Source organism: Microbacterium sp. SSM24, from assembly GCF_025989145.1.
In the GTDB taxonomy this organism is placed as follows: domain Bacteria; phylum Actinomycetota; class Actinomycetes; order Actinomycetales; family Microbacteriaceae; genus Microbacterium.
The window spans coordinates 2,021,721-2,033,740 of the sequence record NZ_JAPDNQ010000001.1; the positions used below are offsets into that span (position 1 = coordinate 2,021,721).

Annotated in this window: 13 protein-coding genes; 10 read left to right on the plus strand and 3 right to left on the minus strand. The window is 70.0% G+C overall.

The features are described from left to right. Window positions 1-74 precede the first annotated feature (74 nt). The 4 genes from OL358_RS09310 to OL358_RS09325 all read left to right on the plus strand — a co-directional run bounded on the left by OL358_RS09310 (window position 75) and on the right by OL358_RS09325 (window position 3,251). A complete protein-coding gene (locus tag OL358_RS09310; protein ID WP_264709696.1) occupies window positions 75-428 on the plus strand; it encodes a PadR family transcriptional regulator in 354 nt (117 codons plus the stop codon). Then, window positions 425-1,318 (plus strand): permease prefix domain 1-containing protein, encoded by an 894-nt coding sequence (locus tag OL358_RS09315; RefSeq protein WP_264709697.1) that lies wholly within the window; start codon window positions 425-427, stop codon window positions 1,316-1,318. The genes OL358_RS09310 and OL358_RS09315 overlap by 4 nt, the downstream gene beginning before the upstream one ends. A gap of 107 nt (window positions 1,319-1,425) precedes the next feature. Continuing rightward, window positions 1,426-2,445 (plus strand): ABC transporter ATP-binding protein, encoded by a 1,020-nt coding sequence (locus tag OL358_RS09320; RefSeq protein ID WP_264709698.1) that lies wholly within the window; start codon window positions 1,426-1,428, stop codon window positions 2,443-2,445. Next, on the plus strand, window positions 2,442-3,251 hold the full coding sequence (locus tag OL358_RS09325; protein ID WP_264709699.1) for an ABC transporter permease: 810 nt from the start codon (window positions 2,442-2,444) through the stop codon (window positions 3,249-3,251). The genes OL358_RS09320 and OL358_RS09325 overlap by 4 nt, the downstream gene beginning before the upstream one ends. A gap of 126 nt (window positions 3,252-3,377) precedes the next feature. On the opposite strand, the gene OL358_RS09330 is transcribed toward OL358_RS09325, so the two are convergent. Continuing rightward, a complete protein-coding gene (locus OL358_RS09330) occupies window positions 3,378-4,670 on the minus strand; it encodes an isochorismate synthase MenF (protein WP_264709700.1) in 1,293 nt (430 codons plus the stop codon). Window positions 4,671-4,692: 22 nt separating this feature from the next. Between OL358_RS09330 and OL358_RS09335 the strand changes: the two genes are divergently transcribed. From OL358_RS09335 to OL358_RS09355, 5 genes are all read left to right on the plus strand, one after another. Beyond that, a complete protein-coding gene (locus OL358_RS09335; protein ID WP_264709701.1) occupies window positions 4,693-5,241 on the plus strand; it encodes a DUF402 domain-containing protein in 549 nt (182 codons plus the stop codon). A gap of 26 nt (window positions 5,242-5,267) precedes the next feature. Beyond that, window positions 5,268-5,999, plus strand: a complete 732-nt coding sequence (ubiE, locus tag OL358_RS09340; RefSeq protein ID WP_264709702.1) for a bifunctional demethylmenaquinone methyltransferase/2-methoxy-6-polyprenyl-1,4-benzoquinol methylase UbiE — start codon at window positions 5,268-5,270, stop codon at window positions 5,997-5,999. A gap of 123 nt (window positions 6,000-6,122) precedes the next feature. Then, entirely contained in the window at window positions 6,123-7,178 is a 1,056-nt protein-coding gene (locus OL358_RS09345) for a polyprenyl synthetase family protein (RefSeq protein WP_264709703.1), read from the plus strand. Window positions 7,179-7,228: 50 nt separating this feature from the next. Beyond that, window positions 7,229-8,599 (plus strand): FAD-dependent oxidoreductase, encoded by a 1,371-nt coding sequence (locus OL358_RS09350; protein WP_264709704.1) that lies wholly within the window; start codon window positions 7,229-7,231, stop codon window positions 8,597-8,599. A gap of 19 nt (window positions 8,600-8,618) precedes the next feature. Next, window positions 8,619-9,641: an alpha/beta hydrolase gene (locus OL358_RS09355; RefSeq protein ID WP_264709705.1), complete on the plus strand. Its 1,023-nt coding sequence runs from the start codon at window positions 8,619-8,621 to the stop codon at window positions 9,639-9,641. Here OL358_RS09355 and OL358_RS09360 read toward each other — a convergent pair. Beyond that, window positions 9,622-9,951, minus strand: coding sequence for a DUF6804 family protein (locus OL358_RS09360; protein WP_413631505.1), 330 nt, complete (start codon window positions 9,949-9,951; stop codon window positions 9,622-9,624). The two genes, OL358_RS09355 and OL358_RS09360, sit on opposite strands and share 20 nt — an antisense overlap. Next, window positions 9,948-10,436 (minus strand): YajQ family cyclic di-GMP-binding protein, encoded by a 489-nt coding sequence (locus OL358_RS09365; RefSeq protein ID WP_264709707.1) that lies wholly within the window; start codon window positions 10,434-10,436, stop codon window positions 9,948-9,950. Before OL358_RS09365 ends, OL358_RS09360 begins: the two co-directional genes overlap by 4 nt. Before the next feature lie 269 nt (window positions 10,437-10,705). Here OL358_RS09365 and OL358_RS09370 point away from each other — a divergent pair, with 269 nt between their 5' ends. Continuing rightward, window positions 10,706-11,962 carry a maltose ABC transporter substrate-binding protein gene (locus OL358_RS09370; protein WP_264709708.1) on the plus strand — a complete coding sequence of 419 codons (1,257 nt, stop codon included), beginning with the start codon at window positions 10,706-10,708 and terminating at the stop codon, window positions 11,960-11,962. Window positions 11,963-12,020 lie beyond the last annotated feature (58 nt).

Sequence of the window (12,020 nt, forward strand, 5' to 3'; positions counted from 1 at the left end):
AGTCTAGGCGTCGAGACACTCATGCGATATAGATGCTTGCGTCGTCGAGTACTTGATGTGATACAGTACTCGACATGACAAAGGACGACGCCTTCGCAGCCGACCTGCTGCGCGGCCATACCGACACCATCGTGCTCGGTGTGCTGCGGCGCGGCGACCGGTACGGCTTCGAGATCTACAAGACGATCCGCGACGCGACCGGCGGCGACCACGAGATCAAAGAAGCGACGCTCTACGCGACCTACCGCCGCCTCGAGAAGGACGGCCTCGTCGAGTCCTACTGGGGCGACGAGACGCAGGGCGGCCGCCGCAAGTACTACCGCATCACCGACGCCGGACGCGCGGTCTTCCGCAGCAACGTCACCGCCTGGACGGCGACCCGGCGCATCATCGACGCGCTCCTCGACGTGAAGGATCTGGACAAATGACTGAGAACACCGACATCCACCGCCTCCTCGACGAGGCCTTCCGAGGCGTCGACATGACGCCCGACGCTCAGGACCTGAAGGAAGAGGTGCGCGCCAACCTTGTGGCCCGCGCCGCCGAGCTCGAGGCCGGCGGACGCACGCCGGCCGACGCAGCCCGCACCGCCGTCGCCGAGCTGGGCGACGTGCGCGAGCTGCTGGACGAGGGGACGGATGCCGCGGCATCCGGTCCTTCCGGATACGCGGCGCTGCAGCAGCGGTACCACGTGAAGCCCAAGGCCGGATTCGTGGTGCGCGCGGTCGTGTGGTCGCTCGCCGCAGTCGTCGGGATCGTGCTCGGAGTCCTGGGAGCGACGGGGATCCTGCCGGTCGTCGTCGGTCCCGTGATCGGATTCTTCGGCATGGCGTCGACGGCGCTCGGACTGCTCGTGGGGGACTCGCTCCACCAGGAGACGACGACCAACCACCCCATGCCCGAGAACCGCGCCGGCGGGTTCGCGGCCGCCACGTTCCTCGCGGCCTATGGGGTCGCGTTCGGATTCCTCGTGGTGGTCGGCGCGCTCCCCGTGTGGTGCGTCGTCTTCGCCGCCCTCGGGGTGATCGCCTCGATCATCCTGTTCGCCTTCCTCGGAGCTACCCAGACCAACCGCCACAAGGCGTGGACGCGTCGCGCCCATGCCGAGGAGCCCGCGAACCGGTTCGAGCGCGAGCCGGAGACCGCCGCGCGGTTCGGCATCTACACCGCCGCGATCTGGATCGTGACGTTCTGCGTGATCGCCGTGCTCGTCTTCACGGTCGGCTGGTGGTGGACGCCCGTCGCCTTCGCCGCGGGCTTCGCGCTCATGATGCTCGTGCTCGCACGCATGCTCTTCGCCCCCGAGAAGAAGTCGTAGCGCTCCGCAGCTCGTCGCCTCATCTGTACGAAATCGACCTCGCGCGGGGTCGTGAAGGTCGATTCCGTACAAATCAACCCATCGAATGAAGGAAGGGATGCTTCGCCATGCCTGAAAACACCGAATCGGCGATCGTCGCCGAAGACCTCGTGAAGGTCTACCCCGGACGCTCGCGCAAGCCGGCGGTGCGGGCGCTCGACGGTCTCAGCTTCACAGTCCCGGCCGGACGCGTCTTCGGGCTCCTCGGCCCGAACGGGGCGGGCAAGTCGACCACGACCAAGATCCTCACGACGCTCTCCCGCCCGACGTCGGGCACGGCGCGGGTCGGAGGGCTCGACGTCGCACGCCAGGCCGACGAGGTCCGCGGGGCGATCGGCTACGTCTCGCAGGGGTCGAGCACCGATCCGCTGCTGACCGCGGAGGAGAACCTCGTGATCGCCGCGAGGCTGCGCGGCGTGAACGCCGTCGACGCCCGTGCGGGAGCGAAGCGGCTGCTCGACGAGTTCGGGCTGGCCGAGGCATCCCGTCGGCCCGTCGGGTCCTTCTCCGGAGGCATGCGCCGCCGCCTCGACGTCGCCGCCGCGCTCGTCCACCGGCCGCGCGTGCTGTTCCTCGACGAGCCGACGACGGGTCTCGACCCCGAGGCCCGGGCGGCGATGTGGGCCGAGATCCGGCGGCTGTCCGCCGAGGAGGCGCTCACTGTGGTGCTCACGACGCACTACATGGAGGAGGCCGACCGGCTCGCCGACGAGCTGCTGCTCGTCAACCGCGGCCGTGCGGTCGTGCAGGGCACGCCGGGGGAGCTCAAGGCGGCCCTCCACGGTGACTCCGTGCGCGTGTCGCTCATCGAGCCGGATGTCGCCGTCGTCCGCCGCGCGGTCGCCGGAGTCCCCGGCCTGCGCGACGTCGTGGTCGAAGCATCCGGAGTCGACGGCGTACTCGCTGCGCGCACCGACGACGCCTCGGCTGCGGTGGGTGCGGTCATCGCCGCGCTCGACGCCGCCCGCGTGCGGTTCGGGCAGGTCGCGGCATCCCACCCCACCCTCGACGACGTGTACCTGCACTTCGTCGGCCACACCTTCGGCGACGCTGCGGCGGACGCCGTGACGGAAGGAGCAGCAGCATGACCACCCTCGCCCTTCCCGGTGCGCGCCCCGCGCGTGCCGGATGGCTCACGCAGACCGGCCAGGTGCTGCGGCGCTGGCTCATCGCTCAGGCGCGACAGGCCTGGGGCCCGGTCATGTCGCTCATCCAGCCGATCATCTGGATCGGACTCTTCGGCGCGGTGTTCTCCTCGCTCGGCGAGCTGCCCCAGTTCGGCTCGGCCGGCTACATCGACTACCTCGTGCCCGGCATCCTGATGATGACGGTGCTGTACTCCGGGGCGTGGGCGGGCACCGGATTCATCGATGACATCAACTCCGGTGTCATGGACCAGTACCTGACCTCGCCGATCTCGCGGTCGGCGATCGTGACCGGGCAGCTGCTCCAGCAGCTCGTGGTCAACGTCGCCCAGTCGCTCGTCGTGCTGGGGATCGGCTGGCTCGCCGGCGCGCGCTACCCCGGGGGCGTGCTCGGGATCGCTGCGGCGCTGGGTGTCGCGACGCTCCTGGCGACGATCTTCTGCTGCGCCTCGACCGCGGTGGCGCTGACGACGCGCAACCAGATCGCGCTCATCAGCCTCTCGCAGCTCGTGGTGCTGCCGGCGACCTTCCTGTCGACCACGATGATGCCGGCGTCGCTGCTGCCCGAGTGGGTGCAGACGGTCGCCCGCTGGAACCCCATGAACTGGGCGGTCGAACTCGGGCGCGGCGCGCTGGGCGGTGCCTACCCCGCGGAGGGCTGGTGGCAGCTCGCGGGGCTCGCGGTTCTCGCCGCGCTCTCGTTCACCTGGGCGGTGCGCTCGATCCGGGCCTACCAGCGCTCGGTCTGAGCCGGCCGCGGCGCATAACTCCTGCACGACGGTGATGTATGGCGCCGATCGGGCCCGATCGGAGGGGTGGGGCGCGAACCTGCAGGAGTTATGCGCCGCGCGCGCGGCGGGCGGGGCCTCCGGGGCTCAGGCCAGCGCGTCGACGATCGGGCGGAACTTCACGCGGGTCTCGAGCAGCTCGGTCTCGGGGTCGCTCCCGGCCACGATCCCGGCGCCGGCATGCGCGACGACGGGGATCGTGTCGCTGAACTCGGCGAACCCCCGCACCGGGTCGGCGCCGATCTGCGCGCAGCGCAGGGCGATCGCCCACTCGCCGTCGCCCTGGGCGTCGACCCACCCGACCGGGCCGGCGTAGCGTCGGCGGTCGAACGGTTCGATGCGCCGGATGACCTCCATCGCGGCATCCGTCGGCGTCCCCGCCACCGCCGCCGTCGGGTGGAGCGCCGCGACGAGGTCGAGGGCGGACGCGTGGTCGGCGATCTCGCCCGCCACGTCGGTCGCTAGGTGCCACAGGTTCGGGAGCTCGAGGGCGAACGGCTCGTCGTCCGCGCGCACCGAGCTCACGTGGGGGGCGAGGGCCTCGAGCACGCTCTGCACGGCGTACTGGTGCTCGTCGAGGTCCTTGTCGCTGTGTGCGAGGCGGAAGGATGCCGCGGCATCGCCTTCGCCGTCGGCTCCGCGCGGGATCGTGCCGGCCAGGACGCGGGCGGTCACCTCACCGCCCGACACGGTCACGAGCGTCTCGGGACTCGCGCCGACGAGCCCGTCGACCGCGAACGTCCACGTGTCGAGGTATCCGGTGGAGAGGGCGCGGACCAGCCGGCGCAGATCGGCGCCCGCCGGCACGGTGCCGACGAGGTCGCGGGCCAGCACGACTTTGCGCACCTCGCCCGTGGCGATCGCGTCGAGGGCCTTCCGCACGGCAGCCTGGTATCCCTCGGGGTCGAGAGCGCCCGGGCCCAGGGTGGCGGACCAGTACGGGCCGTAGGGGATCGGTGCGATCGACGGCGCCGGCGCCGTCGACGCCACGGACCGGACCGTCGTGATCCATGCGCGCCCGTCGCGGTGACCCACGATCGCCTGCGGCACGATCAGACGGCTCGACGCCTGCGAGCTGCGATCGAACACCAGCGTGCCGAACGCGACCAGGCCGGTGCCGTGGATGCCGACCGGGTCGTCGATCTCGGCGGTCGCGGCGATCGCCCGCCAGGCGTCGGCCGGCGACGGCAGCGCATCCGGATCGAACCCCTCGACGCCCGTCTCGTACCCGGTGACCATGTGCCCCACGCCCACGATGCCCTCGCCGCGGCGCAGCCACGCCAGCGGCGATCGGGGATCGGCGAACGCGAGAAGATCCTCGACGGGATCGATCTCGCGGGTCTGCACCACCAGCTGCGGCGGGGGGTGCGAAGCGGTCACACGTCAAGCCTAGACTCGCTGGGTGACCGACGACGCCGTCTCCGACCGCCCTGTGCCGGGCACCCGGCTGCTCTTCCGCTGGCGCAAATGGGACGGCGGCCCGCACTGGATCCACGAGTGCGTGTACCTCGGCAGCGACCGATGGGGCGAGTGGTTCGGCCAGCTCCCCGGGTGGGACAGCTCGCGCCCGGGCCGCACGTTCGCGCCGCAGCATCCGAATGTCACCCTCGTGCCGCCGAGCGGCGACTGGGTGTTCACCCGCAATGCCGCGCCGCACCGCACCCGCACGTACATCGACCTCGCGTGGGACGTGCGGTGGGACGGCGACGAGCCCACCGGCATCGACATGGATCTCGACGTCGTCGACCGCGAAGACCTCGGCGTCTACATCGACGACCGGGACGAATGGGATGAGCACCGCGTCGCGTACGGCTATCCGCTCGACGTCGTCGAACGGCTCGAAGCGCTCGCCGTCGACCTCGAGCGCCGCGTGATCGCCGGCGAGGCGCCGTTCGACGATGCGACGCCGGGGGAGTGGCTCGCGCGCCTGGCCGCCCTCGACCTCGGGTGAGCGCCGAGCGCGCCTAGACTCGTCGCGTGGCATCCCACCCCTCCGAGCACGAGCCGAACCGCGCCGACCTGCACAAGGACCCCTCGCGTGTGAGCGGCATGTTCGACCAGGTGGCTCCCGCCTACGACCGCACCAACACCGTGCTGAGCATGGGCAACGATCGCTTCTGGCGCGCCGCGACGACCCGTGCCGTGGCGCCTCGTCCCGGCCAGCGCATCCTCGACCTCGCGGCCGGCACCGGTGCGTCGAGCGTCGCGCTCGCCCGCAGCGGCGCGACCGTCGTGGCGGCGGACTTCTCGCCGGGCATGATCGCCGAAGGGCGGCGCCGGCACAGCGGCATCCGCAATCTCTCGTTCGTCCAGGCGGACGCGACCGACCTGCCGTTCGACGACGCGGAGTTCGACACCGTCACGATGTCGTTCGGCCTGCGCAACGTGAACGAGCCCAAGAAGGCGCTCACCGAGCTGCTGCGGGTCACGCGTCCGGGCGGGCGCCTCGTGGTGTGCGAGTTCTCGCACCCGCCGTCGCCGGTCTTCAACGGGCTCTACCGCTTCTACAACGATCGCGTGCTGCCCGTCGTCGCCAGGGCCATGAGCTCGAACGCCGAGGCGTACGACTATCTCAACGAGTCGATCCGCGACTGGCCGGATCAGCGCACCCTCTCGGCGTGGATCCGCGAGCAGGGCTGGACGGATGTCGCGCACCGCGACCTCTCGATGGGCATCGTCGCCCTGCACCGCGCGACGAAGCCGGCCTGAGCGGCCCTCGTCGCACGAGTAGCCAAGACACGCCGCACCCGCGACGCCGCGTCGGCGTGTCTTGGCGACTCAGGCCCGGGCAGCCGGACGACTGGTCCCTGAGAGCCCCGGTAGGCTGGGCATGTGACTCCCTCAGCGCCGGGCTCGCGCATCGCGGGCAAGCTGGGCCTCACCGACCGCATCTTCGCCGGGACCAGGTCCCGCAAGCTGCTCTCCGCGGTCGAGGCCGGCCTGAAGCGCGTCGACGCCGCGCTCGAGCACGAGCTGCGCAGCTCCGACGCGCTCGCCGACACGACGAGCCGCTACCTGTACGACGCGGGCGGCAAGCGCATCCGCCCGGTGCTGGCACTCCTCACGGCGCAGCTCGGCGACGGCGCGACCGACCGGGTGATCGACGGCGCGACCGCCCTCGAGATGACCCATCTCGGCTCGCTGTACCACGACGACGTGATGGATGCCGCTGACAAGCGCCGCGGTGTGCCCAGCGCCCACGCGGTGTGGGGCAACAGCGTCGCGATCCTCACCGGCGACCTCCTCTTCTCGCGCGCGAGCCAGATCATGGCGCGCCACGGCGATCGCGCCATCCAGCTTCAGGCCGACACCTTCGAGCGCCTCGTGCTCGGTCAGATGCACGAGACCGTCGGCCCGCAGGAGGGCGACGACCGCGTCGCGTTCTACCTGCAGGTGCTCTCCGACAAGACCGGATCGCTGATCGCCGCCGCCGCGCAGGCCGGCGTGATCTTCTCGAACGGCCCCGAGGAGTTCCAGCAGCCGATGGTGACGTTCGGCGAGAAGGCCGGCGTCGCGTTCCAGCTGCTCGACGACGTCATCGACCTGTCGGCCGATCCCGACGAGACCGGGAAGGTGCCCGGCACCGATCTGCGCGCGGGCGTGCCGACCATGCCGTACCTCGTGCTCTCGGAGCGGACGGATGCCGCCTCCCGCGCGCTCCGCGACCGTATCGACGACGGCGTCGCACGCATCGCCGACGGCGCCGATCCCGGCATCCTCGACGATGCGCTCGCCGAGCTGCGCGACCACGAGGCCACGCAGGCCACGCTCGACCTCGCGAGCGCGTGGTCGAACGAGGCGGTCGCCGCGCTGGCCCCGCTGCCCGACGGTCCGGTCCGAGAGGCCCTGACCCGTTTCGCCCAGGCCGTCGCCGACCGTTCCAGCTGACGATCGAGTCCGGGCGCAGCAGCGCCTCGAGACACACGAAAGGACCTTCCATGACCAAGCTCCGACTGGCGATCGTCGGCGCGGGCCCGGCAGGCATCTACGCGGCCGACATCCTGCTCAAGGCCGAGCGCAAGTTCGATGTCTCGATCGATCTCTTCGAGCAGCTGCCCGCCCCGTACGGACTCGTGCGCTACGGCGTCGCCCCCGATCACCCGCGCATCAAGGGGATCATCACGGCTCTCCGCGAGGTGCTCGACCGTGGCGACATCCGCATCTTCGGCAACGTGCGCTTCGGCGAGGACATCACGCTCGAAGACCTCAAGAACCATTACCACGCTGTGATCTTCGCGACCGGCGCCATCCGCGACACCTCCCTCGACATCCCCGGCATCGACGCCGTCGGCTCGTACGGCGCCGCCGACTTCGTGAGCTGGTTCGACGGCCACCCCGACGTGCCGCGCGAGTGGCCGCTCGATGCGGAGTCGGTCGCGGTCATCGGCAACGGCAATGTCGCGCTCGACGTGGCGCGCATGCTCGCCAAGCACGCCGAGGACCTTCTCCCCACAGAGATCCCCGACAACGTCCACGCGGGCCTCGTCGCCTCGAACGTCACCGACGTGCACGTCTTCGGCCGGCGCGGCCCCGCTCAGGTGAAGTTCACACCGCTCGAACTGCGCGAACTCGGCGAGCTGCGCGACGTCGATCTGGTCGTCTACGACGAGGACTTCGACTACGACGAGGCGTCGAAGGCCGCCATCGCGAGCAACAAGCAGGTGCTCGTGATCGACCGCGTGCTGCAGTCGTGGCGTCAGCGGGAGTCGGTCAACAACGCCGGCGGATCGGCGTCGCGCCGTCTCCACCTGCACTTCTACGCCAAGCCGCTGGAGGTCGTGAAGGATGCCGAGGGCCGGGTGTCGTCGTTCCGCTACGAGCGCACGCGTCCCGACGGCGAGGGCGGCGTCGTCGGCACCGGCGAGACGCGCGAGCTGCCGATCCAGGCGATCTACCGCGCGGTCGGCTACTTCGGGTCGCCGCTGCCGGGCGTGCCGTTCGACAAGCGCCACGGCGTGATTCCCAACCACGAGGGTCAGGCGCTCCACAAGGACTCCAACGAGCGGGTGTCGGGCGTGTACGCGACCGGCTGGATCAAGCGCGGGCCGGTCGGCCTCATCGGTCACACCAAGTCCGACGCGATGGAGACGGTCCGTCACCTGATCAACGACCAGGGCTCGTGGTGGACGCCCGAGGACCCGTCGGAGGACGCCATCCCGGCACTCCTCGCCGAGCGCGGAGTCATCTGGACCGACCTCGACGGCTGGCACCGCCTCGACGAGCACGAGGTGGCGCTCGGCGCGCCGCACGGCCGCGCCCGCATCAAGGTCGTGCCGCGCGACGAGATGGTCTCGATCTCGCGCGACTGAGCGCGCTTAGGCTGAGCCCATGGCTGCCGAGTGGATCCCCGACGTCCTCGGGAAGCCGTTCGAGCAGCTCACGCTCGACCTCGGCATCGAGGGCGAGACCGGGCCCCTCGTCGCGACGCTCGTGCGCAGCATCCCGAGCCCTCTCGCGTCGTGGTGGCAGCCGCTGCGCGATGTCGACGTCCTCTACGTGCACGGCTGGTCGGACTACTTCTTCCAGGTCGAGCTCGCCCGGTTCTGGAACGGCCTCGGTGCCCGCTTCTTCGCCCTCGACCTGCGTCGGTACGGACGCAGCCTTCGACCCGGCCAAGCGCCCGGCTACGTCGACGCGCTCGACGACTACGACGCCGACATCGAGGCGGCGCTCTCCGAGATGGGGCACGGAGCGGATGCCGCATCTCCGCGTCGCCTCGTGCTGCTGGGTCACTCCACGGGCGGGCTGACGCTGACACTGTGGGCGGCGCGCCATCGGGGCCGGGCGACCGCGCTGGTGCTCAACAGTCCGTGGCTCGAGCTGCAGCTGGGCGCGATCGGTCGCCAGGCCATCGCCCCGCTGGTCCACGCGCGCGCCCGCTTCGATCCGCGCGGCAGCCAGCCGCCCGTCGATCTCGGCTTCTACACGCGCGCCCAGACCGAGATCGGAGTGCTGCCGCTCGGGATCGACAAGCCCGAGTGGCGCCCCGAGCGCGGCTTCATCACGCGTCCGGGCTGGCTCGCCGCGGTCCTGGACGGGCATCGTCGCGTGGCTGCGGGAATCGACGTCGGCTGTCCCGCGCTGGTGCTGCTGTCGACGCGGTCGGCGCCGCCGGTCGCGTGGGACGAGGCGATGACGTCGGCCGACTCGGTCCTCGTGGTGGACGACATCGCGCGCAGCGCGACGCGGATCGGCTCCCTCGTGACCGTTGCGCGCATCGACGGCGCGATCCACGACGTGTTCCTCTCCCGCACCGAACCGCGGGCCGAGGCCTACCGGCTGCTCGAGCAGTGGACGAGCGGATGCCTCGTGCCGCGGCATCCGCTTCCGGTCAGGCCCGCGCGACCTTGATCGTGGCGCCGGCGATGAGGAAGACGATCGCCCCGGCGGCCTGAGCGGCGATCCACACCGGACCCGAGAACGGCAACGGGAAGATCGGGTTCCACACCACGGCGATCGCGGCGAAGACCGGGATCCACCACCACTGCCGAGCCTGGCCGGCGAACCACGCGACGATGAGCGCCAGGATCGACACCACGAACCGCACGAACAGGAACCAGTCGGTCTCCATCAGGAGCGGAGCCAGGAACAGCGCGATCGCGGCCAGGATGCCCGGGGCGAGCGCGTTGCGCTGATACGTGACGGGGGTGGCCACCGTCAGCGGTAGTTGACGTACTGGAGGTCGACGTCGAGGTCGGCGGCCTTCAGGAGGCGCTGAACCTCCTGCAGGTCGTCGCGCGACTTCGACTGCACGCGCAGCTCGTCTCCCTGGATCTGCGACTTGACCGACTTGGGGCCTTCGTCGCGGATGATCTTGGAGATCTTCTTCGCGTTCTCGGACGAGATGCCGTCCTTGATCGTGGAGACGATCCGGAACTCCTTGCCGCTGGCGAAGGGCTCGCCCGACTCGAGGCTCTTCAGCGAGATGCCGCGCTTGATGAGCTTCGACTGGAACACATCGAGAACGGCCTTCGCGCGCTCCTCGGTGCTCGCCTTGATGAGCACGGACTCGCCGCTCCACTCGACGGACGCACCGGTGCCCTTGAAGTCGTAGCGCTGCTCGATCTCTTTGCGTGCTTGGTTGAGCGCGTTCTCCGCCTCCTGGTGATCGACCTTGCTGACGATGTCGAAAGAAGAATCAGCCATGGCGGCATTCTATCCGGGCCCCGAAAGGCGACGAAGCATCCGTCCAGCTTGGAAGCGTTTGCAGAACTGGGCGTTTCGCGGGGGATCCGCGATATTCGCAGATCACGAACGCGTATCGAATCCCTCAATCGTGGCTTGATTTTCCGCGCCGTCGTGGTAACAATGTAAGCGCTTGCAGTTTCTGCGAGCTGAAGAACGGCCTTCATGGTGCTCCCGCGCCGGTTGAGGCCGGTTCGGATCCCACCAGCACTTCAGAGAGGCACACACCGATGAAGGTGAACAAGAAGAGCGCACTCGCGATCAGCGCGCTCATCGCGGGCAGCGCGCTCGTTCTCTCCGGCTGCGCGAGCGGCGGCGGAGACAACGGCGACAACGGCGGCGACAACGAGGACACGACCCCCATCACTGTCTGGGTCGACATCGAGCGCAAGCCCGCGCTCGAGCCGATCTCCAAGCAGTTCACGGAGGAGACCGGCATCGAGGTCAAGCTCGTGACCAAGGACTTCGCCACGGTCGACCAGGACTTCATCAGCCAGGTCCCCACCGGCAAGGGCCCCGACGTGATCGTCAGCCCCCACGACAAGCTCGGCGCCTATTACGCCGCAGGTGTGGTCGCGCCGCTCGAGCTCGGTGACGTCGCCGACGGCTTCAGCGAGGCATCCCTCGCCGCCGTCACGTACGACGGCAAGGTCTACGGCGTGCCGTACTCGGTCGAGAACGTCGCGCTGGTGCGCAACGTCGACCTGGTCGCCGACCCGGCCGAGACGTACGACGAGGTCATCGCGAACGGCAAGGCTGCCGGCACGACCTACCCGTTCCTCGTCGGCCTGTCGCCGGAGCAGGGCGACCCGTACCACCTGTACCCCTTCCAGACGTCGTTCGGCTCGGCGGTCTTCGCCCAGAACGCCGACGGCAGCTACGACTCGTCGCAGCTCGTCCTCGGTGACGAGGCCGGCCAGGAGTTCGCCACGTGGCTCGGCACCCAGGGTGCCGCGGGCACCGGTGTCTTCAACGCGAACATCGACGGCGACAAGGCACGCGAGTTCTTCCTCGCGGGCGAGTCGCCGTACTACCTCACCGGACCGTGGAACATCCCCGCGATCGCCGAGGCCGGCATCAACTACGCCATCGACCCGCTCCCGAGCGCCGGTGGCGAGGAGGCCAAGCCCTTCGTCGGTGTCAACGCGTTCTTCCTCTCGAGCAAGTCGACCAACGCGCTCGCGGCGACGAACTACATCGTCAACTATCTCAGCACCGAAGAGGCTCAGCTGAGCCTGTTCGAGGTCGGCGGACGCCCGCCGGCACTCATCTCGGCGTACGAGGCTGCTTCGGCTGACGACCCCGACGTCGCGGCGTTCGGTGCGATCGGCCAGACCGGCGCCCCGATGCCCGCCATCCCCGAGATGGGTTCGGTGTGGTCCGACTGGGGCAACGCCGAGCTGCAGATCATCAAGGGCGAAGGCGGCGAGCCCGCCGAGATCTGGACCAAGGCTGCGGCCAACGTCCAGGCGAGCATCGACGGCTGAGTCGAGTCGTCCAAAAAGATGGGCGGGACTCTTCCGGGAGTCCCGCCCATCCTCATAA